General features: G+C 42.3%; 24 protein-coding genes. 8 read left to right on the forward strand and 16 right to left on the reverse strand.

Features of this window, described 5'->3' with window-relative positions; all coding sequences use genetic code 11:
• Positions 1 to 3: 3 nt before the first annotated feature.
• Genes V5804_RS11545 through V5804_RS11555 form a run of 3 tightly spaced genes read right to left on the reverse strand, consistent with a single transcriptional unit; the run spans position 4 to position 2,183 of the window.
• Complete coding sequence (locus tag V5804_RS11545; RefSeq protein WP_369591541.1) at positions 4 to 822, reverse strand: outer membrane beta-barrel protein; 819 nt, start codon at positions 820 to 822, stop codon at positions 4 to 6.
• Positions 823 to 844: 22 nt separating this feature from the next.
• A complete protein-coding gene (locus V5804_RS11550; protein ID WP_369591542.1) occupies positions 845 to 1,636 on the reverse strand; it encodes a hypothetical protein in 792 nt (263 codons plus the stop codon).
• Positions 1,620 to 2,183 carry an RNA polymerase sigma factor gene (locus V5804_RS11555; RefSeq protein ID WP_369591603.1) on the reverse strand — a complete coding sequence of 188 codons (564 nt, stop codon included), beginning with the start codon at positions 2,181 to 2,183 and terminating at the stop codon, positions 1,620 to 1,622. Before V5804_RS11555 ends, V5804_RS11550 begins: the two co-directional genes overlap by 17 nt.
• 453 nt (positions 2,184 to 2,636) lie before the next feature.
• Here V5804_RS11555 and V5804_RS11560 point away from each other — a divergent pair, with 453 nt between their 5' ends.
• From V5804_RS11560 to V5804_RS11580, 5 genes are all read left to right on the forward strand, one after another.
• Entirely contained in the window at positions 2,637 to 5,057 is a 2,421-nt protein-coding gene (locus tag V5804_RS11560) for an AsmA family protein (protein WP_369591543.1), read from the forward strand.
• 149 nt (positions 5,058 to 5,206) lie between these two features.
• The gene (locus tag V5804_RS11565) at positions 5,207 to 5,413 is read left to right on the forward strand and encodes a hypothetical protein (RefSeq protein WP_369591544.1); all 207 of its coding nucleotides are present in this window, start codon (positions 5,207 to 5,209) and stop codon (positions 5,411 to 5,413) included.
• Positions 5,414 to 5,428: 15 nt separating this feature from the next.
• The gene (locus V5804_RS11570; RefSeq protein ID WP_369591604.1) at positions 5,429 to 5,734 is read left to right on the forward strand and encodes an amidohydrolase family protein; all 306 of its coding nucleotides are present in this window, start codon (positions 5,429 to 5,431) and stop codon (positions 5,732 to 5,734) included.
• 37 nt (positions 5,735 to 5,771) lie between these two features.
• Positions 5,772 to 5,975: a DUF2281 domain-containing protein gene (locus V5804_RS11575; protein ID WP_369591545.1), complete on the forward strand. Its 204-nt coding sequence runs from the start codon at positions 5,772 to 5,774 to the stop codon at positions 5,973 to 5,975.
• Complete coding sequence (locus V5804_RS11580) at positions 5,975 to 6,358, forward strand: type II toxin-antitoxin system VapC family toxin (protein ID WP_369591546.1); 384 nt, start codon at positions 5,975 to 5,977, stop codon at positions 6,356 to 6,358. Before V5804_RS11575 ends, V5804_RS11580 begins: the two co-directional genes overlap by 1 nt.
• 53 nt (positions 6,359 to 6,411) lie before the next feature.
• Here the strand turns inward: V5804_RS11580 and hemJ are convergent, their stop codons facing one another.
• The 9 genes from hemJ to hemA all read right to left on the reverse strand — a co-directional run bounded on the left by hemJ (position 6,412) and on the right by hemA (position 16,142).
• Complete coding sequence (gene hemJ / locus V5804_RS11585; RefSeq protein WP_369591547.1) at positions 6,412 to 6,945, reverse strand: protoporphyrinogen oxidase HemJ; 534 nt, start codon at positions 6,943 to 6,945, stop codon at positions 6,412 to 6,414.
• 39 nt (positions 6,946 to 6,984) lie between these two features.
• On the reverse strand, positions 6,985 to 8,010 hold the full coding sequence (hemE, locus tag V5804_RS11590) for a uroporphyrinogen decarboxylase (protein ID WP_369591548.1): 1,026 nt from the start codon (positions 8,008 to 8,010) through the stop codon (positions 6,985 to 6,987).
• Positions 8,011 to 8,190: 180 nt separating this feature from the next.
• Positions 8,191 to 8,718 (reverse strand): tetratricopeptide repeat protein, encoded by a 528-nt coding sequence (locus tag V5804_RS11595; protein WP_369591549.1) that lies wholly within the window; start codon positions 8,716 to 8,718, stop codon positions 8,191 to 8,193.
• Positions 8,718 to 9,419, reverse strand: a complete 702-nt coding sequence (locus V5804_RS11600; protein WP_299288917.1) for a response regulator transcription factor — start codon at positions 9,417 to 9,419, stop codon at positions 8,718 to 8,720. The genes V5804_RS11595 and V5804_RS11600 overlap by 1 nt, the downstream gene beginning before the upstream one ends.
• Before the next feature lie 26 nt (positions 9,420 to 9,445).
• Complete coding sequence (locus tag V5804_RS11605) at positions 9,446 to 10,315, reverse strand: sensor histidine kinase (protein ID WP_369591605.1); 870 nt, start codon at positions 10,313 to 10,315, stop codon at positions 9,446 to 9,448.
• Between the two features lie 181 nt (positions 10,316 to 10,496).
• Positions 10,497 to 11,873, reverse strand: a complete 1,377-nt coding sequence (gene hemL, locus V5804_RS11610; RefSeq protein ID WP_369591550.1) for a glutamate-1-semialdehyde 2,1-aminomutase — start codon at positions 11,871 to 11,873, stop codon at positions 10,497 to 10,499.
• Positions 11,874 to 11,960: 87 nt separating this feature from the next.
• Positions 11,961 to 12,932 carry a porphobilinogen synthase gene (hemB, locus tag V5804_RS11615; RefSeq protein ID WP_369591551.1) on the reverse strand — a complete coding sequence of 324 codons (972 nt, stop codon included), beginning with the start codon at positions 12,930 to 12,932 and terminating at the stop codon, positions 11,961 to 11,963.
• Between the two features lie 118 nt (positions 12,933 to 13,050).
• Positions 13,051 to 14,637 (reverse strand): hydroxymethylbilane synthase, encoded by a 1,587-nt coding sequence (hemC, locus tag V5804_RS11620; protein WP_369591552.1) that lies wholly within the window; start codon positions 14,635 to 14,637, stop codon positions 13,051 to 13,053.
• A 275-nt stretch (positions 14,638 to 14,912) separates the two neighbouring features.
• On the reverse strand, positions 14,913 to 16,142 hold the full coding sequence (gene hemA / locus V5804_RS11625) for a glutamyl-tRNA reductase (RefSeq protein ID WP_369591553.1): 1,230 nt from the start codon (positions 16,140 to 16,142) through the stop codon (positions 14,913 to 14,915).
• 172 nt (positions 16,143 to 16,314) lie between these two features.
• On the opposite strand from hemA, the gene V5804_RS11630 reads away from it, so the two are divergent.
• The 3 genes from V5804_RS11630 to V5804_RS11640 all read left to right on the forward strand — a co-directional run bounded on the left by V5804_RS11630 (position 16,315) and on the right by V5804_RS11640 (position 18,106).
• The gene (locus tag V5804_RS11630; RefSeq protein WP_369591554.1) at positions 16,315 to 16,689 is read left to right on the forward strand and encodes a MauE/DoxX family redox-associated membrane protein; all 375 of its coding nucleotides are present in this window, start codon (positions 16,315 to 16,317) and stop codon (positions 16,687 to 16,689) included.
• A 162-nt stretch (positions 16,690 to 16,851) separates the two neighbouring features.
• Positions 16,852 to 16,986 (forward strand): hypothetical protein, encoded by a 135-nt coding sequence (locus V5804_RS11635; RefSeq protein ID WP_369591555.1) that lies wholly within the window; start codon positions 16,852 to 16,854, stop codon positions 16,984 to 16,986.
• 274 nt (positions 16,987 to 17,260) lie between these two features.
• Positions 17,261 to 18,106 (forward strand): alpha/beta hydrolase family protein, encoded by an 846-nt coding sequence (locus V5804_RS11640; protein ID WP_369591556.1) that lies wholly within the window; start codon positions 17,261 to 17,263, stop codon positions 18,104 to 18,106.
• 56 nt (positions 18,107 to 18,162) lie between these two features.
• Here the strand turns inward: V5804_RS11640 and V5804_RS11645 are convergent, their stop codons facing one another.
• From V5804_RS11645 to V5804_RS11660, 4 genes are read right to left on the reverse strand one after another with little or no spacing between them, the layout of a single operon-like run.
• Positions 18,163 to 18,552 carry a type II toxin-antitoxin system VapC family toxin gene (locus tag V5804_RS11645; protein ID WP_369591557.1) on the reverse strand — a complete coding sequence of 130 codons (390 nt, stop codon included), beginning with the start codon at positions 18,550 to 18,552 and terminating at the stop codon, positions 18,163 to 18,165.
• On the reverse strand, positions 18,537 to 18,767 hold the full coding sequence (locus V5804_RS11650) for a hypothetical protein (protein WP_369591558.1): 231 nt from the start codon (positions 18,765 to 18,767) through the stop codon (positions 18,537 to 18,539). Before V5804_RS11650 ends, V5804_RS11645 begins: the two co-directional genes overlap by 16 nt.
• A gap of 39 nt (positions 18,768 to 18,806) precedes the next feature.
• Positions 18,807 to 19,148 carry a hypothetical protein gene (locus V5804_RS11655; RefSeq protein WP_369591559.1) on the reverse strand — a complete coding sequence of 114 codons (342 nt, stop codon included), beginning with the start codon at positions 19,146 to 19,148 and terminating at the stop codon, positions 18,807 to 18,809.
• 40 nt (positions 19,149 to 19,188) lie between these two features.
• Positions 19,189 to 20,928, reverse strand: a complete 1,740-nt coding sequence (locus tag V5804_RS11660; RefSeq protein ID WP_369591560.1) for a thiamine pyrophosphate-dependent enzyme — start codon at positions 20,926 to 20,928, stop codon at positions 19,189 to 19,191.
• Positions 20,929 to 21,223: the final 295 nt, after the last annotated feature.

Here is a 21,223-nt window from a genome sequence, read left to right on the forward strand (position 1 = left end):
TTCCTACAACCCAAACGTCAGCCCAAAGTTCAAGTTTTTCAAACCGTTTTGGTCCGGGCTGTTTTCAAACATATCATTTCCATAATATTTTACAAACAAACCTAAGTTTTTATAACCAGCGCGGGCGTAATAGCCGTAACGGAACTGCTTGAAATGATAGTTATCGTAAAACTTCTTTTTGCCCATTTCATCGCTGATCTGTTTCACTTTTCCATTCAACAAAAAGCCAATTTCGGGGCCAACGGTAAAATGAAACTTGTTGCCGCGCTTGTCATCTTTTGTCCTAAAATCAAAGGCCAAAGGGATGCGGAGATAGCTGGAAGAAAAACGGTTTTTGCTGAAGTTTATAGGTTCGTTACGAAAGTTTAATTCTGATAGATTTTCAAGAATCGTAATGTTTTGCCGCAAACGGATCAAAGTCCAATCAAAACCTCCGGCCAGGTAAATTTTAAAATACGGGTTAAAGCGGTAGCCCAATTGCAAAACATCAAAACCAACATAAGCCGTTTTGCCGCCTTTGTAATCCAAAAATTGGTTTTTTTGTGAAAGCGTAAAACTGCCGTTATCTACCAAGCGCGCAAAGCCCAAATCGAAACGCGAAAAGGTAAGGCCAAAGTTAAAATGCGATGTTTGTATTGCCGCTTCAGGTTCAACCATCTTTACGCCTTCTTTAGTTTTGGTATCGCCGCCGATAATCAATTTAAAAGTTTTCTTTTTAATTTTTACGGTGTCTGTTTTGGTTTTTGCAGAATCTGTTTTGGTTTGTGCAAAAACAGTTGTAAACAGCCCGCAGAACATTGCGGTAATTAATAAACGTTTCATATCAGTTATAATTTAGATGGTATTATTTTTCTTTTTTAATGGTGATGATGCCCAGGTTAATGCCGGTGATATTGGATTCGTCGCCGTCATCACTGTCTGAAAATTCGATTAGTTTATCATTGCGTTTGTCCACTTTGGCCATCACCAAGTTTACTAGGTCGCCCATATTCCGGATGCCTTTGCGTTTGCCAATTGTTGCTGGGATGCTTCTTTTAACAGGCAAAATTTGAGGTTTGTTAACCGGTGCTTCCTGTGTTTCAATTTCTGGCTGCACATTTAATTTAGTTGCCATATCGGGCACAACCGCTATTTTAGTTTGTGCAATATTAGCATTTGCAATTTCCTGCTGCTGGTTGGTTTCTGTTTTGTTTTGTGCCAAAGTTTGGGTTGAAGGATAGATGGTTTCCAATTTTGGATTGGAAACTAATTTTGGATTTGAAACCCGGCCAGGCTTTTTAATTGCGCGTACTTCTTTTACCGCCTTAATTTTAGTGGCTAAAAGAAGCATGCTCTTTTTATCACCTAAATTTTCGATCTGTTCAATCGCGGGATCTTTTTTTGCCAATTCAACTTTGACCAACTTTTTTGAAAGCTGATTTTTGACCGGTTGATTTTTCTGCAAAAACAGCAATCCAACCGAAAGCACGACAATCAAACTGGCAGCAATCCGCAAAGCAGGAACAAAGCTTTTCTTTCTTGGCTTTTTATCCAATTCAAAGCTAATATTTTGCCACAAGTTGGCCGATGGTTCTGCTTCCAAACCATCCAACTTTGAGCTAAACAATTCATCCAATTCTTTATCCGAAATTTTCATACCGAATCCCTTCTGCTTTAATAACCATTTCTTTTAAAATTGTGCGCGCCCTGGACAATTGTGATTTTGATGCGCCTTCGCTGATGCCCAACATTTCAGCAATCTCTTTGTGTGCATAACCTTCAATGGCATACAAGTTAAAAACCAACTTATAACCGGGCGGCAAAGTTTGGATCATCGCCAGCAAATCTTTCGCTTCCAAACTATTGGTTGCAACCGCATGTACCGATTGTCCTTCTCCTGCCAAACCAATTTCTACCAGTTGCATCAATTTATGGTTTTTGCGGTAATACTCGATTGCGGCATGAACCATAATCCGCCTTACCCAGCCTTCAAAAGCGCCATCTCCCCGGTAATCTTTGATCTTGCCAAACACTTTGATAAACCCGTTTTGCAACATGTCTTCGGCTTCCATTTTATCGGTTGCGTAACGTAGGCAAACGCCCAGCATTTTGGAAGCGAAAAGCCGATAAAGTGCTTCCTGCGCTTTCCGTTTGCCCGATTGGCATCCTTCAATCAACTCGGTAAGTTTGGGTTCCAAAAGCATCATTTATTACCAAGATGAGGAATAGTTTGAAATGGTTGCGCCACTTTTAAAATATTTTTTGCCGATACTGTTTTTACTGGCAAAAAATTGGTGCTTCGTCTTTCAAAACCTAAATTTAATTTTTACAATTTTGTTGATCGTTGTTTTTCTGCCTATATTGATTTGTTTAAACTTTTGGTGTTAATTATTCTATTTATTTAATGATTAATGAAAGACACACCCCTAACTCCTCTCAAGAGGAAGCACGGTTTGCTACCTTTCTATCGTTAGAAAGGTAGGTGCCATATTTCCCCTCTCGAGAGGGGTTAGGGGTGTGTGTCCTTTATTTTTATGCCATAAAAGAAGCATTTGTCAGGAAAATTAAGTTTAAACAACTATATTGTAAAATAGCCAAGCTTCACGCTTTTGCAAAACAAAGTAAACCTTTAAAAACTTTAGCTAATAAAATTAAATATGCCGCGCTGGTTAAAAACCATATTAAAAATAGTTGCCGTTGTTGCAGGTTTGTTGCTGCTGGCTTTGGTCGGCGCTTCGGTTTACGTCAACTTCCACAAAGCCAAAATCCTAAATGCCATTACCAAAGAACTGAACAAAAACCTGCGCGGCGGCTCGCTTACCGTTGCCTCGATGGAACCTGCTTTTTTGAGCGGCTTTCCGGGCGTTTCCGTTTCGCTTCAAAATGTGGTTTTGCGCGATAGTTTGTGGAAAATACACCACCACACTTTATTGGAAGCCAAAGATTTTGACATCACCGTAAACCCTTTTGCGCTTTTAGTTGGCACCATCGAAATCAATAAAATTGGCATTAACCAGGCCACCATTTATTTATATACCGACAGCACCGGCTATAGCAATACCTTTGTTTTGAAGAAGAAAGATGAAACCAAAGCCAATTCAAAAAAAGTAAGCAGCACGGCGCCCGAGATCAGAAAATTTACTTTGTCTCAGGTTAATTTTGTTTTAGATAATCAAAAAGGGCACAAGCTTTTTCATTTTTCGGTTGAAGATTTAAAAGGGAAAATGGATTACCCGGGCGACGACTGGAATGCAGATATCAACCTTAAAGTTTTGGCCAATGATCTGTCTTTTAACACAAACCGCGGAAGTTTCATCAAAAACAAAATGGTTGAAGGCACCATTGCGGCCAATTACCAGGCAGCAACAGGCGTAATTACGGTTGAACCAAACATGCTGAACATCGGTGGCGACCCTTTTACCATCGGCGCTAATTTTAGCACGATAAAAAATGCAGGCAACTTTACCATCAGCATTGCCACCAATGGGATTTTGTGGAGACGTGCCTCGGCTTTGCTGGCCGCCAATATTGCCAAACATTTGGATATGTTTGACCTTAAAAACCCGATTGCAGCAAGTTGTATGCTGTCCGGAAATTTTAGCGGCGGAGATTTAGCGGTGAATGTAAATACCTCCGTTAAAAACAATACGCTGACTACGCCCGGCGGCACCATTGATAGTTGCAGTTTTGTAGGTTTGTACACCAATGAATATGTAAAAGGCAAAGGTTTGACGGATCAAAACTCGGCCATTAAATTGTACCATTTGACCGGAAATTATGAGCAGGTGCCTTTTACGGTTGATACCGGCATCATCAGCAATCTGGAAAAACCGATTGCAACAGGAACTTTTCGTTCCAAATTTGCCGTAAACCGTTTGAACCATTTGTTTGATGAAACCCTTAATTTTAGCAGGGGAACAGCCGACCTGAAATTTAATTACAAGGCAGATATTGTCAATTTTAAATTAGTAAAACCTGTGGTAAGCGGCTACATCAACATTCAAAATGCGGACGCAAATTATGTGCCGCGCAAGTTGGTTTTCAAAAATACATCCATTTCGTTAAATATTACCGGCAACGATTTGTTCCTTAAAAACATCCATTTGCAAAGCGGGAAAAGCATTGTTTTTATGGAAGGCAGCGTGCGCAACTTTATGAACTTGTATTATACCGACCCGGAAAAGATTTTGGTAAACTGGCAAATCCGCAGCCCGCAAATGTACCTGGGCGAGTTTCTGGGTTTTTTATCCGATAAAAGAAGCATCCGCCTAAAAAAGAAAAAAAGCAGCAGCAACTTTGCCGACCAGTTGAACACGGTTTTAGAAAAAGGCAAAGCCGATATGCACATCCGTGTGGACAAAGCGTACTATTATAAATTTTTGGCGACCGATGTGATCGCCGACCTGCTGCTTTCGGAAGATGGCATCCAACTTAAAAATGTAAGCGTTAAAAATGCAGGTGGCTCGGTCAACCTCAACGGAACGATTTCGCAAAATGGCGCAACCAACCATTTTGCCATCAATACAAATGTTAACAATGTCAATATCAGCAACTTCTTTTATTCGTTTGATAATTTTGGGATACAGGGTTTTAACTACAAAAACCTGCGCGGGTTTCTTTCGCTCAAATCCAACATCTCCGGAAATGTGACCGACCAGGGGAAAGTCGTTCCGCGTTCGATCAACGGAACGGTTAACCTCAATTTAAAAAAAGGCGCTTTGATTGATTTTGACCCGATTGTAAACGTGGGCAAGTTTGCCTTTCCTTTTCGCGATGTCAGGAATATTATGATTGACAACCTGAACGGCAAGTTTGATTTGCACGGCGATAAAATTACCATCAACCCGATGATGATCAATTCGAGCGTGCTGAACATGAACGTGGCCGGTGTTTACGGTTTTACCAAAGGGACCAATATTGCGTTGGACGTACCGCTGCGAAACCCGAAAAAAGATGAAGACATTACCAATCAGCAGGAAAAACAGGACAGGCGCATGAAAGGCATCGTTTTGCATATTTTAGCTTCTGACGGTGATAACGGCAAGATCAAATTTGGTTGGAACAAAAACCACGATTGAGCGATATTTGAGGTGAAACACGGTTCCCTGAAATTTATGCTGTAAAAGAAGCATCAATCTATTTCTTTGATTGTAAATTTTAGGTTAGACAGCAAGCTTTAGCACCGATGCTTCTTTTATCCACCTAAAATTGGTTTACATTTAGCAATATGAAACGATTGTTACTTTGGATTTTACTTTTCTCATTTAATTTCTCCTTCGCCCAAAAAACAACTTTATTAAAGCCCGACCGCGTTTTCGACGGGCAGCAAATGCACGAAGGCTGGTGGGTTTTGATTAAAGGCAACCCGCGGAGATATTGTTTGCAACCAGTCCTATTGTTGCAACCGGAAGTTACGGGCCGAAAAGCGTGGTAACCAAACAAACATTTAATTTTTACCGAAGCCTTAAAAGCAGGCGTAACCATTTACAAGGGAGGCGATGTCGGCGTTTTTACGCATGGTGATAATGCCAAAGAAATATTGTTGATGGCAGAATACGGCATGAAACCGATTGATATTTTGCGTTCGGCCACTTCGGTAAACGCGGCTGTTTTTAAGCTGCCAAATTTAGGACAAATTAAAGCCGGTTTTTGGGCTGATTTGGTTGCGGTGCAAGGAAAACCGGCCAATGAAATTAAGGCGGTAAAAGAAGTACGTAGGATTTGGAAGGATGGGAAAGAGGTGCGGTATGAATAATTGAAATAATTTCGTAAAAACCCTTAACTTTACTATTATGACAGATATTGAATTGTACAATCAAATTACTGCATTGCCTGATGATTTAAAAAAGGAAGTTGCTGACTTTGCAGCATTTTTAAAACAAAAATCAAAAGCAAAGAAGCAGATTAAAGAACGTCAATTTGGTTATGCTAAAGACTTTTTTAAAATGGCAGCTGACTTTGATGAACCTTTAGAAGATTTTAAAGATTACATGTGATGCGATTTCTCATAGATACTCATGTTTTAATATGGTTTATAAACGGAGATGAATTACTACCTGAAAGAGCTATAAGTGATGTTAAAAATATCAATAATGAATGCTTTATCAGCATTGCAAGTATCTGGGAAATTGCAATTAAAGTAAGTTTGAACAAGCTTGAATTGAAATCAGAATTTGATAAAATCATTGATTTCCTAACTGACCTTGATATTGAAATACTACCTATTACCTTTGAACATATTCAAATCCTGAATACGCTTGAATATCATCATAAAGACCCTTTTGACAGGATGATTATTTCCCAAGCAATATCTGAGCAACTGACCATTATTACCAAAGATGAAAACTTTATAAAGTATCAAGTTATGGTTAAATGGTAAACAAGACTAAGCTTTTTATACTAAAAATTTAAAGTCAACAGTTTTAACAATCCCTACCTCTTCAACCGGTAATACTTGTAAATCTTCACTGCCGACATAATCATCAGCGAGAACACCAGCAAGCCAATCAAACCATAAATCCAATCTACACCATTTTTAAGCACGGCCAAAAAAACAATGGCAAAAAGCAGTATTGTAGCAACTTCGTTCCAAATCCGCAATTGCGTAGAAGTGAATTTGAAAATGCCTTTGCGCAATTGTTGCATCATGTTTTGACAGATGAAATGGTAAACGATCAACCCAAGTACAAAGCCTAATTTTACTTGTAACCAACTTTGCTGTAGCCAGGCGGGCTGCAAATAAACCATTACAATTCCAGCCAAAAGCGTTAAAACCATGGCCGGTGTGGTAATGATGTTAAACAACTTTCGCTGCATCATTTCAAACTGTGGAAACAGGATTTTTTGCTCTGCTTCCGGCCGTTCTTTGGCTTCGGTATGGTAAATAAACAAGCGCACCACATAAAAAAGCCCGGCCATCCAACTGACTACAAAAATGATATGGACGGCTTTTAGGTACAAATACATGGATACTTCTTTTATGCCTGTTTTTTGTGTTTGTCTATCCTAATACCTAAACTCCTTAATCACCTCAACCACGTACTTTACATTATCAAAAGGAATATCGGGCATAATGCCGTGTCCGAGGTTGAAAATAAAACCGTTTTCGCCGCGCATCCTTTCGAACAACTTGTGGATGCGTTCTTTAATCACCTTTTTATTTGCATACAAAATATGCGGGTCCAGGTTGCCTTGCACCGCTACTGTTTTTGGCAGCCTCTTTTTGATGTCCAACAAATCCACGTTCCAATCAATCGAAACCACATCCGGTTTTGCTTCGGCCATTAACGGCGCAAAGACAGAACTTCCTTTACAAAACGAAATTACGGGAATATCTTTCCGGTGTAATTTGCTAATGATCTCTGCAATATATTGGTGCGAAAATTCGGTGTAATCGTCCCAACTCAACGCTTGTGCCCAACTGTCAAAAATTTGAACCGCATTTACACCGGCCGCAATTTGCAAGTTCAAATAATCAGCCGTAACCGTTGCAATTTTAGCCAGTAAACGATGTGCCAGTTCCGGCTCGTTGTGCAGCATCAACTTGGTGCGCTTAAAATCTTTCGATGACCCGCCTTCCACCAGATAACTCATCACCGTAAAAGGCGCGCCGGCAAAACCAATCAACGGAATTTTACCGTTCAACCTTTGCTGGATCACTTTGATCGCATCGGCAACATACTGCAAACGGCCGCTGACTTCGGTTTCCAAAGCATCAACATCTTGAGCCGTGCGAACCGGATTTGCAAACCGCGGGCCAACGCCTTGTGTAAAACTTAAATCGCCGCCCATAGCTTCGCCGGTAACCAAAATATCGGAGAATAAAATCGCCGCGTCCACACCCAATAAATCAACGGGCAACATCGTTACATCGGCCGCAATTTCGGGCGTTTTGCACATCTCCAAAAAAGAATATTTGTTCTTGATTTCCCAATATTGCGGCATAAAACGACCGGCCTGGCGCATCATCCACACAGGCGGACGCTCGGTTGGTTTAGAAAAAGCGGCATCAAGCAGTAAAGTATTTATCATTATATTTTAGGTGGTAAAAGAAGCATTAAGGCTGTTGCAAATTTTAGGCCGATAAAAGAAGCATCGTTTGTCATCCTGAACTTGTTTCAGGATCTCTTCTCAGTCGAAACCTTTCTTGTAAGATGCCAAAACAAGTTCGGCATGACAAATCAAATTTTAGGCAGATAAAAGAAGCATTAGCTATTTTTTTCGTTGTTGAATTTCTGTTTCGAGTTTTGAAATCACTTCGCGCATCTTGGCTGTTAAATTACTTCCCTGCTTTTTGGCGAGGCCGAGATAGGCTTCGGCTTTATCAAAACGATGATTGCGTAAACTGATGTTGGCCACATGAACCAAAGCGGCAACATGGTCATTTACAGAACGAAGCGGATATTGCGCTGCTATTTCGTAATGCCATTCTGCTGCTTCAAAATCCTGCTTTTGCAAAGCAATCCCGCCCATCATGTATTCGTAATAACCGCGCCGTTTTTTGGCCAACAGGTTTGGCCGGTCAATCTGCCGAAGCAAGTTTTCTGTTTGTTCGTAGTTTTTGTCGTGGAAATCTTTGGCCGCCAAAATTACGGTTCCTTCTTTAAAATATCCCCAAAGCAAAACGCCGATGGCCAGCAGAGCAATGCCCGAAATTTCGAAAGCCCGCTCGTAAATGCTGAACAGCAAAACCAAAATAAAAACTGCAATAACCAGTTGCCTCGCCCGGTTGGTAAACATTAACTGTGATCGGTGAATTTATAGCCTACGCCCCGGATGGAATGAAAATAAACCGGGTTTTTAGGGTCAGGTTCAAAATATTTACGGAACGTGAGGATAAAGTTGTCAATCGTTCTGGTTGACGGATAAACATCGTAGTTCCAAACCGTTTCCAAAATCTGCTCGCGCGATACCGCATCGTTCCGGCGTTCAATCAGCAGTTTAAGCAGCATCGTTTCCTTTTTGGTGAGCGGCGTGATGGAACCGTCATCATTAATCAATTCAAAAGAATTAAAATGAATGGTTTTATCGCCGATTTTATAGCTGTTAAATTCTTTCAGTTCGTCGCCTTTTAAGCCTCTTTTCACCAGGTTATTTACGCGGAGGATCAGTTCTTCCAGGTTAAAAGGTTTGGTGAGGTAATCATCGGCGCCTTTTTTCAAACCGTTCACACGGTCTTCATTGGTGTTTTTTGCCGTTAAAAACATGATCGGCACTTCCGAATTTTCCAAACGAATGGTTTCGGCTACCTGGAAACCATCAATTTCGGGCAGCATTACGTCCAGAACGATCAGGTTAAAACGTTCTTCTTTAAAAATCTGCAACGCTTTTTTTCCGTTAACGGCTGTCGAAACTTTGTACCCTTCCAGCTCCAGGTTTAGTTTGATGGCTTCGAGCAAATGCTCTTCATCTTCTACCAGTAAAATTCTTTTCTTGCTCATAGTATTGGTTTAGTAGTGGTTAGGTTTTATCCAAATACAACTTCAAATACACTGCCCGATGGTTTGTTGTCTCGCACTTTTATCGTGGCTTCGTGCTTATCCAAAATGTGTTTTACAATAAACAATCCCAAACCGGTGCCTTTGGTATTGCGTGTGTCTTCGTTGCCAACGCGGTAAAATTTTTCGAAAATACGCGGTTTTTCTGCATCGGCAATCCCGATACCATGATCTGCAACCATCAAATGTACCGATTGTTCTTTGCGCCGTAGCTTTACTTCTACCACTTCGCAAGGGCCGGAATATTTAATGGCGTTTTCAACCAGGTTGTTGACCATGGATGACAAGGCAAACTTATCGCCCACAATTTCAATTCCCGGATCAACTTCCGCAGCAATAATCTGCTGGTTGCAATCGCATTTATTGATTTGTAAACGGCTGACAATGGTTTGAACCAGTTCTGACAGGTTAAATTTTTCTTTCGGGAAAGTGTACGAACTGTTGTCAATGCGTGAGGCGATCAACATGTTTTCCACCATGTCGTTCAGCCTTTCGATATCAATCAAACATTTTCCCACAAAATTTAACTGCTGCTCTCGGTTCAGATCGCGTTTTTGAATGGTTTGCAAATACAATTTGATGGAAGCCAGCGGCGATTTTAACTCGTGCGTAACCGATAACAAAAAGTTTTTTTGCTGTTGGTGCAAACGCCTTTCCGAATTGATGGATTTGTGGAGAAAGTAAGCACCAACCGAAAAGACCATGATGAAAACCGACAGTTCGCCCAAAATCATTGCAATCCGGGTTGGCTGCGAACGTACCAGCAAAACGCTCCACCAAAGCAGTTCGGCAAGTGTATAAAAAGTAAGGAAGTAGAAGATGAAGAATGGTTTGCGCATAATCAATTTAAGCAACATGAATTTTTTGGTGATAAAAGAAGCATGATTTACTGCCATGCCATACTTGGTTCGGTATCCCTCGTGAAAAGTATCTTGACAAAACCAATCTTGAGGTATCCTGAAACAAGTTCAGGATGACAACAACAAAAAACAAATTTTTAACCGGTAAAAGAAGCATAATTTACTTATTTCTAAACACAAAATCCAGGCTTTCAAATATCGTGCGTTTTGCTTTTTCCAAATCAATTTTGGTGTGGGCCGAAGAAACAAAACCAACTTCGTAACCCGACGGGCCGATGTAAATGCCACGGTTCAGCAACTCGCGGTGAAAAACTTTAAATTTTTCCATGCTTGCCGGGTCAATTTCATCGGCACGGCGGATACTTGGCTTATCGGTAAAAGCAAACCAAAAAATAGAACCAACGTGAAAAACCTTGAGCTTATAGTTTTTGGCTGTGGCATAACGCTGGATAGAATCTGCAAATTCTCCGGCCTTTGCGTTCAGGTCTTTGTAAAAACCGGATTTTGCCAATTCGCTTAATTGTGCAATCCCGGCCGACATGGCAACGGGGTTCCCTGACAAAGTTCCGGCCTGATAAACAGGGCCTTCGGGAGAAATATTCGACATAATTTCTGCCGAAGAACCGTAAGCGCCAACGGGCAAGCCGCCACCGATAATTTTTCCGTAAGTGATGATGTCCGGTGCAATTTGGTAATATCCGGCAGCACCTTCAAAACCAACGCGGAAACCAGAGATTACTTCATCAAAAATTAGTAAGGCACCCGTTTCCGTGCAAATTTCGCGAACGTATTGCAGAAACTCTTTTTCCTGCAACAACAAACCATTGTTGGCCGGAATGGGTTCGATGATGATGGCCGCAATCTGATCTTTAAATTCTTCGAAAGCTAATTTCAACGCATCCCGATCATTTAAAGGAACAACGATCGTTTCATCCGCAAAAGATTTTGGAACACCGGCAGAAGATGTTTTGCCAAAAGTAACCAAACCCGAACCTGCTTTTACCAGCAAAGAATCTACATGGCCGTGGTAGCAGCCTTCGAACTTTAATATTTTATCGCGCTTGGTATAACCGCGCGCCAAACGGATGGCCGACATTACCGCTTCCGTTCCGGAACTTACAAAACGCAGTTTCCGGATGTATTTGTTGTGCTTTAAAATGAGTTCGGCCAGTTCGTTTTCCAAAGCGGTTGGCGCACCGAAAGACATGCCGTTTTGCATTGTTTCGGTTACTTTTTCGCGCACTTTGGCGTTGTTGTGCCCCAAAATCAACGGTCCCCAGGACCCGCAGAAATCAATAAACTGGTTGCCGTCGGCATCCCAAATATGGCAGCCATCGCCTTTTTGGATAAACAAAGGCGTGCCGTAAACAGATTTAAAAGCGCGGACAGGCGAGTTAACGCCGCCTGGAAAATAAGTTTTGGCTTTCTCGTACAGCTCCGCAGATTTTTCGCGGCTGATATCCGGTTTGCCTGCCGGATGCGCCGTTAGTTCTTCTGTTTCTGTTGATGAAAACCTTTTTTTTAATGAATCAAACATTGTTTTGTTATCAGTTTTTTGTTGCCGGTTGCCGGTTGCCAGTTCCTTTTTGCCTTTTACCTTTCAGCTTCCCACCTTTCCACCTTCTCAAAGCCAGCCTTTTTCCAGCACTTCTTTGGCGTGATAAGTTAAAATAGAAGTTGCGCCGGCACGACGAATGCCAAGCAAAACTTCCATTGTTGCACGCTGCTCATCCAGCCAGCCATTTTTTACGGCAGATTTGATCATCGCGTATTCGCCGCTTACATTGTACGCTGCAATGGGCAATTCCGAGTTTTCGTGCAATAATTTAATCACGTCTAAATACGGCAATGCCGGTTTTACCATTAAAAAATCGGCGCCTTCGGCTTCGTCCAAACGTGCTTCAATCAATGCTTCGCGCTGGTTGGCCGGGTTCATCTGGTAGCTTTTTTTATCGCCATGTTTTGGGGCAGATTTTAAAGCATCGCGGAACGGGCCATAAAAAGCGCTGGCATATTTTGCCGCGTACGACATGATGGAAACGTTGGTAAACTTGTTATCGTCCAAAACCTGGCGGATGTAACCCACGCGGCCGTCCATCATATCCGAAGGCGCAATGATATCGGCACCGGCATGTGCGTGCGCCAAAGCCATTTTGCCTAAAACTTCCAGCGTTTCGTCGTTTAAAATTTCGCCGTTTTCCACGATTCCGTCGTGCCCGTCAGAACTGTAAGGGTCCATCGCCACATCTGTAACCACGCAAACTTCGGGAAAATTTTGCTTTACTTCTTTTATCGCCCTTAAATACAGGCTGTTTTCGCGGTAGCTTTCGGTGGCGTATTTGTCTTTTAAAGATTCTTCGATGTTGGGGAAAAGGTCAAAAGCTTTCAAACCCAGCTTCACGCAGCTTTCCACTTCGCGCAGCAAATGATCTATGGAATGGCGAAAAATGCCCGGCATCGAATTGACTTCCGTTTTTTGCGCGTTTCCATCTACAATAAACAACGGAAAAATCAGGTTGGCCGGCTGCAAAACAGTTTCCTGCACCATTTGGCGGATAACTTCTGATTTCCGGTTTCTTCTTGGTCTTTGGAGCATAAAGAGCTATTAGCTTTTAGTTGTCAGCAATTGGCTGACATACTGTTTTTATCGGTTAAATTTTGGTGCTGATTGTGTTTTAGGTTGCTGAAAACTGATTGCCGAAATCTGACCGCTCTCAGCTAACCTCCAACCCAAACACCGCTTCTGCCAAACCAACTTCGTCCGGCGAATACGGCAGCATATATTTTACATTGTTTTCTTCGAGTTTTTTTCCGGTTGATTTGCCGATGGCGATCACCTGCTGGCCGACTTCCAATAAATTGCCTGCAAAATAAGCTTCCACGTTGGAAGGACTGGTGAAAATCAAAACATCGGCCGCAGAAGCTTCTGCGTTATCTTCCAAAACCGTTTCATAAACCGGCAAATCAATAATTTTAGTTTCTTCGGATAAAGCCTGCTGGATACTGCGCAAAGGATCTTCGGCAGCCGGAAACAAAATGGTAGAACCATCGGTCAGTTTGGCAAATTCGGCTGCAACTTCAGCACTGTCCACACTTTCGCCCACATAGTCTGCCCGGTAACCAATCGCACGTAATGCACTTTCAGATCCGCTGCCCATCACCCCAAATTTTACTTTTTTTGGAAGTTGCGGTTGCAGGTTGAAAAAATATTCGACCCCGTTTTTACTGGTAAAAAACACCCAGTCCACATTTCTCAAAATATAAGGATCCAGTTTGGTAATGATTGGAACGGTGCGGATGAGCGAACGGGCTTCTATCGCAACGCCATGTTTTTCGAGTGCTTTACGGAAATAACTTTGTGCCGATAAATTACGCGAGATAAAAACAGCAGAAGGCAATTTGCGGCCATTGTTAAATTTGGCCACAATTTTTTCGGGCAAACCTGCTGTGCTTTGCGCTTCTGTAAAGTAACGGTCGGGCACTTTTTCGTCTTCGGTGTTTGCTTTAGAAGTAAAAACCTGGAAAACACCGTCCTCTTTCCGGCAGTAACAACCCAAAGGCAAATGGCAGCCGCCGCCAAACAAACGCAGTACTTTGCGTTCAACCGCTAAAGTTTCGGCTACTTCAGGGTGGTTTAAAGCTTGCAAAACGTCAAACAGTTCTTTATCGTTTTCGCGGATCTGGATCGCTAAAACACCTTGTGCGGGAGCCGGGATAAATTCAGTTGGACCTATTTCTTCTACATATAAATCGCTTAAATCTAAACCTAAACGACTTACGCCGGCTTTGGCCAGCATAATGGCATCGTACTCTTCGTTCCGCAATTTTTGGATGCGTGTTGGCACGTTGCCGCGCAATTCGTCAATCTCCAAATCCGGGCGAACGGCCAGCAATTGTGCTTTTCTTCTGTTTGATGAAGTTCCTACCAAACCGCCAAATTTGACCGAAAGCTTTTGCCTCACATCCACGCAATCCTTCAAAATCAACAACAATTCGGATGGGTCTTCGCGCTCAGAAACAGCGGCAACAATTAGTCCCGGCGGGTTTTCGGTCGGCAAATCTTTGTGCGAATGCACGGCCAGGTCAATTGTTCCGGCCAACAGTTCTTCTTCCAGTTCTTTGGTAAAAAAACCTTTGCCTTCCAGTTTATCAAAACTCAAATTTAAAATACGGTCGCCTTGTGTTTTGATAATTTTAAGCACAGCCTGAACATTAATTTCGGCCAAACGGTCTTTCACAAAGTTGGCCTGCCACAAAGCCAAATCACTTCCGCGTGTTCCTATGGTAATTTTCCGGTTCAAAGTTTTGCTGTTAAAATATGTGCAAAGGTAGATGTTTAAGAAATTTTATGGGGGTTTATCTGTAGAAATTGAAATTTTCTGACGATAAATAAAGGCTTGTTTAAAGTTATTCGTTTGTGCTTAACACCATGCTTCTTTTATCGCCTAAAAATTGGAATTGCCTGGTTTTTTAGTTTGTTCGGGCCGGTACAGGCACCAATTTTTATAGGGTAAAAGAAGCATCGGCCAAAAAACGTTTAACCAACTTCAGTATCAGCAAATAACCTTTTTACAAGTTAGTTGCCATCGCGCAGCATAATTTCTTTTGCCATGCGCATCGGTACACTGATGTACTTTTTTTCCATGTAATTGATCACCTTTTCCAGTATTTCGCGCGATTGCAAGTCCATCAGCTCAATTTCATCTGCAAAAACACAACTTACGGCGGTTTTACGGATTTCTTTGATTTTCTGCGGCACTTCGCGCATGGCCACTTCAATGCGGCGTTGCTTTAAAACGGGCACAAATTCGATCAGGTTTTGCTCGATGATTTTTTCGGCATGGATCAATTCCTGGTAACGTTCCTGCAAATTGCTCTTGGAAAGCTCGTTCAGCGTATGCACTTCAATGTAATTGACCGGAAATTGTTCGATCACTTCTGCTGCGGTATCGTTTGGCACGGCCAAATCAACAATTGTTTTTCGGTTGGTTTCGCCGTTCAGCAAAACCTGGTAAATTTCTTTGGTAATAATCGGCTCAACAGAAGAAGTGCAAGTGATGATCACATCAAAACCTTCACGGTAATGAGCCAGGTCAGCCAGGTCAAAAGCTTTGCCTTTCAGTTCGAAGGCCAGTTCATCAGCTTTAGATTTTGTACGGTTAAAAACAGCAAAGTTAGAATATTTGTGTTTTTGCAAATACTTGGAAATGTTTTTATTGGTTTCGCCGGCGCCGATAATCAGGATGCGGGCGTTGGAAGTCAAATTTAATTCGCGCAGTTTGCGGTAAGCCAACGAAACTACCGAAATTGGGTTGCGCGAAATATTGGTATCGGTATAAACCTCTTTTGCTGTTTTTACCACATGGTTCATCACCATGCGCAAATAATCGCCGGTGAGTTGTGCAGCCCGGCAGGTTTCGTAAGCTTTGCGGATTTGTGCCAGGATTTCTTTTTCGCCAACCACCAAACTTTCCATCGAGCAGGAAGTGCGCAGCAAATGGTTTAAAGCCTCTTTTTCTTCGTAAATGCAAGCGCCAGAAATAAAGGTATCGAGATAAGGCTGGCGAAGCCCAATGTTCATAAATTCGATAAAATTGCGGGCAAAAACTTTGTCTATTTCCTGCGCCGTGGCCATCACAAATTCTACGCGGTTGCAAGTGGCGAGGTAAAAAATCTCCGGGATGTTAAAATATTCTTTGGCCTGTTGCAGTTTCGACGTAATGCTGTCTTGACAGATCACCAGTTTGCCCAGTTCTTTCAATTCAATCTGTTTGTGCGTAAAGGCAATAACTTTTAAATAATTCAAGGCTGCTGTTATATCGAGAAACAAAAGTACTAACAGCAGTGTGTTGCAGTGTCAATGCTTTGTCAAACACTTTTATTTAGAATGCATTTAAATAGAAGCTAAACCTTTTTATTTGTAAGTAAATTGCTATTTAATTTTCCCTGTTCCGGCTAAAATCCCGATACTGGTTTTTATGTCTAAACTAAAACAAATTAGCCTGTTTTTGCTCATCGCGCTGTACCTGGTTGGCGGTGCCAATCATTTTGCAAACCCGGATGGGTATTTAAAACTGATCCCGCCTTACCTGCCTTTTCCGAAGCTGTTAAACTTGCTGGCCGGTTTTTTTGAGCTGCTTTTTGGCCTGATGCTAATTTTCAAAACAACGCGCAAATACGCTGTTTATGGTATTATTTTAATGCTGGTTGCTTTTATCCCGGCCCATATTTACATGATCCAAATTGCGCCTTTTATGCTGGGGAAATGGCTGGTTACCAAAACTGTTGCCTGGATACGTTTGCCGTTGCAGGCGGTTTTAATTGCCTGGGCGTTTTGGCATCGGGAAAATTAGTTTTTTCAGTTACGTGTTTTAGGTGGATAAAAGAAGCATTCTTTTTCGCTGTCATTTTGCGTTTTTTCGTCATTTCAATTTGAAGGGAGAAATCTTCATCGAAGCGATAATTGTTTTTCTTTGTGCGTTCTTTTGCTTGATCAAAAGAACCAAAAATCAAGAATGCCGGATCGCCTCCGGGCGGCATTCAGCCCCACGCTCCTGGGCGGCTACCTGCAAGCGGCCCTGACAACGATAGAAAAACAACAACTTTCTTTTTCAATCCACCTAATTTATACCGATAAAAGAAGCATCTGAAAAAAGGTTGTTAAACAAGTGCAATATAACCGCTTTACATTCCGCAGCGGCAGGTCATCGCCCAGGTGCGGAAAGGCCCGACAAAACGCCCGGAGGGATCGGGTTTGTCTTGAATTTTTGGTTCTTTTTGTTCAAGCAAAAAGAACGTTAATACAAGCAACCAGAAATTTGCTTAAATAATATTTTTACCAGGTTTGTATCAACTTGTCTTTCTAACAACAAAATCTTTTCCATAAAATTTTACTAATTTTTACCCGATAAAAGAAGCATCAATATGAACCAACACATCAAACAGGAAACCTTTTTAATCCCCGGTTCTTCCGGCCGGAATATGCTGGCCGATATCACTTACGATATTCGGGAAAAACATGCACCTTTGGTCATTTTTGCGCATGGTTTTAAAGGCTTTAAAGATTGGGGAACGCATAATTTAGTGGCGCAATATTTTGCCGGACAAGGTTTCCGCTTCTTAAAGTTCAACTTTTCGCACAACGGCACCACGCCCGAACATCCGATGGATTTTGTTGACCTGGAAGCTTTCAGCGACAATACTTTTTCCATCGAACTGGAAGATTTAAAACTGGTGATTGATTTTGCCACCAACGGCGCCAATTTTATGCCGGTAAAAACAGTATCGCTAATCGGCCACAGCATGGGCGGCGGCATCAGCATCATCAAAGCAGCAGAAGATGCGCGTGTAGAAAAACTGATCACCTGGGCTTCCGTTGCTGATTTTCACAATTTATGGCCGAGAGAAATAGAAGCACAATGGCGGCTGACCAACGTACTGTATTTCCCCAATTCGCGTACCGGGCAGCAAATGCCGGTAAAAGCAACTTTGCTGGACGACCTCGACCAAAACTCGAAACGTTTAAATATTCTTTTGGCTGCCGCCGAAGTAAAACAACCCTGGCTCATTGTTCATGGCGATGCCGACCCGACTGTCAACGTAAACCAAGCGTTGCAACTGAACAGAAAGCAGCCAAAATCCGACTTGGTTGTTGCACCCGGCGCCAACCATACTTTTAATGCCCATCATCCCTACTTGGAAGATTTTTTGCCTACAAGTTTGGAACAGGTTTGTGAAGTTAGTGCCGGGTTTTTGAAGGGAAAAGTTTAGTTGATAAAAACAGTATCAAAAAAATCAAAAGTTTGATTCTTTTGCAAAAATATTTGTTAATCAATGATATTTAGTAAATCAACCCGATCAAAATGTTTTCTGTTTAAAGTACTAAAAGATAGATTATTGGCAATCGCTGTGGCCGCAATAAATAAATCTGCCAGGTCAATTAGGTTACGATTTTGCTTTAAAATTCGATTTATCGCTACTGCCTTTTTCACTACGTTTTGATCAAAAGGCAAAACTTTAACTTTGTTTAAGAATTTATCCCAAAAAGGAATTTGTTCTGGTGTAGCACCTGAGTAAATCTCATATTCTGTTACAGAAGATATTTGAAATACAAACCCCTGTAATGCAAGGTGTACAAACTTTGAATTGACTTTATTTGATTTTCGGAAATAATCAATTAAAATGGAGGTATCAATTAGAATTATTTTGTTCTCCATTGATTGATGGCTTTACGGGTTTCTGCAATTTCATTTAACTGCTCTTCGCTAAATGTTGGCCCGGATAAAAGCAACTTTATAAAATCAGTATCAGGCTCCATTTGAACAGGCAAATTCTTTTCAACTTCCGCTTTTAACTCATTCCATTGTGGCACAGGTAGCTTTTTAGCTAACTGCACCAGTTGATTAAAATCTATATCTACTTGTACTTGCATAATTCGACTATTAAAATACCTGTATGGCATTTACAAAATTTACTCGATAAAAACAGTATCGCCACCAACCGTATATTTCAAAGTTCGATTTTTTGAACCCTTAACTACACTTACCTTTTTATCAAAAGTATAACTATTTAATCCTTTCGCTAAAACCTGATGGTTCTTCTGGTCATAAAACACCTGATCGGCTTTCACATTTAGGCCGTTTATTTCAAATTCAACTTTTCCATACAAGTTGATACTTTGATTAATTTGATCGGCAACGATAGAATCCTGGGCACTGTATTTTGCTTTGGGTTGCTCCGGAAGTTTGTACAAACTTTGCGAATAGCTTTTGAAAGCCATCAAAACAAACAGCACTGAAAATAAAGTTTTCATACAAATAAATTTAAGCACTAATCTAAAGAAAATTTACAGTTTAAATTACATCCTTAATATGCTTGTAATTGGCTTTCACCGTATCCAAAACTTCGTCCACATTTCCATCTAAAATCATTTTGCTCATGGACAAGGCCATACCTTTTACCTGCGCAAATTCTATTTTTGGCGGCATGGCCAAAGCATTTGGGTCAGTCATCACGTTGACCAATGCCGGGCCGTCAAACGCAAAAGCTTGTTGGATGGCTTGCTGCAAATTGTCAGGTTCGTTTACGGTGATTCCTTTTATGCCAAAGGCAGCGGCAACGGCGGCAAAATCCGGGTTGGCCATATCGGTTTGCCAGTCGGGCAGGCCGGCCACTTCCATTTCCAGCTTCACCATGCCCAATGATTTGTTGTTGAAAACGATCAGTTTCACGGGCAATTTGTATTGAACGATGGTAGCCAGATCGCCCAGCAACATCGAAAGCCCGCCATCACCACAAAAAGCAATTACCTGCCGGTTTGGAAAAGCCAATGCTGCACCAATGGCCTGTGGCATCGCGTTCGCCATCGAGCCGTGGTTGAACGAACCGATCATGCTTCTTTTACCGGTCGAATTTATGTAACGCGCGCCCCAAACGCAGCACATGCCGGTGTCCATGGTAAAAATAGCGTCCTGATCGGCCAGTTTATCAATCGTAGCCGCCACAAATTCCGGGTGGATGGCATTTTTTTCGCCGCGGTCATCCACGTAAGTCTGCATTTTCTCTTTCACTTTTCCGTAAAATTCCAACTGGCTTTGCAAAAAGCTGTCGTCGGTTTTAGGCGATAAAAGAGGCATCAGCGTTTTTAAAGTATGTTTGATATCGCCGCACAAACCCATTGTTAATTTGGCACGACGGCCCAAACGCTCGGGTTTTGTGTCAATTTGTACAATCTTGTTTTTGGTGGGCATAAAATTGACGTAAGGAAAATCGGTGCCAAGAAGAATGACCAAATCCGATTCGTGCATGCTGTGGTAAGCAGAAGGCAGGCCGAGCAAACCCGTCATGCCAACTTCGTACGGGTTATCGTGCTGGATAAACATTTTGCCGCGGTAAGAAAAGCCAACCGTAGCTTTCAGTTTGGCGGCCAGTTCTACCACTTCGTCGTGCGCACCGGCAACGCCAATGCCACAAAAAATCGTGATTTTATGGTTTTCGCCGATTAGGGCCGCCAGTTCCTGCAACTCCTTGTCTGACGGGCGGGTTAAAGGTTCCGGCCGGTAAAAGTGCATCGAAGTTTCGCTTTCTTCGGCATCTTTGCTGGTCAAATCGCCGGGGATCCCGATTACCGAAACGCCTTTCCGGTTCATTGCATATTGGATGCCGGCCTGCAGCATCCGCGGCAACTGCATGGGCGTAATGGCCACTTGGTTGTAATAGCTGCAATCGTCAAACAGTTTGATGGTGTTGGTTTCCTGAAAATATTCGGTGCCAAACTCTTGCGACATGATGGTGGAAGCAATGGCCAAAACCGGCGCGCCCGAACGATGGGCATCGTACAAACCGTTGATCAAATGTACATGGCCCGGCCCACTGCTGCCTGCGCAACAAGCCAGTTCGCCCGTGAGTTGCGCTTCGGCACCGGCGGCGTAGGCACCAACCTCTTCGTGCCGCACGTGTACCCACTGTATTTTTCCGCTGGTGTGCACGGCATCATTGATGTGGTTTAACGAATCGCCGGTTACGGCGTATATACGTTTTACGCCGGCCTCGGCCAGCATGTTTACAATTTGGTATGAAACTGTTTTTGCCATGGTGTTTTTTGGGTTAGTGGGAGTTCAACGATCTGCTTTAAACTAAACTGCAATTGGCAGGCACTGTTTTTAAAAACATTGTTTTCTGCGGAGAATGTTACAATAGAAAGGTAGGCGAGCGGCCGCGTGAGGGATAGCAGCGGAAAGCCCGCAGCGAGGCACGAGCGAGGACTTGGAGCGGATAGCCCGACCCGCAGGGGCACGCCCAAAAAATGTCCAAAAGCTGGTAAGTCCGGAAGTCGGAAAAGTCGGAAAGTTTGGACTGCGGTAAAATATTTGTTCTTGAACACACCAA

The organism is Mucilaginibacter sp., assembly GCF_041088075.1.
Lineage (GTDB): Bacteria > Bacteroidota > Bacteroidia > Sphingobacteriales > Sphingobacteriaceae > Mucilaginibacter_A.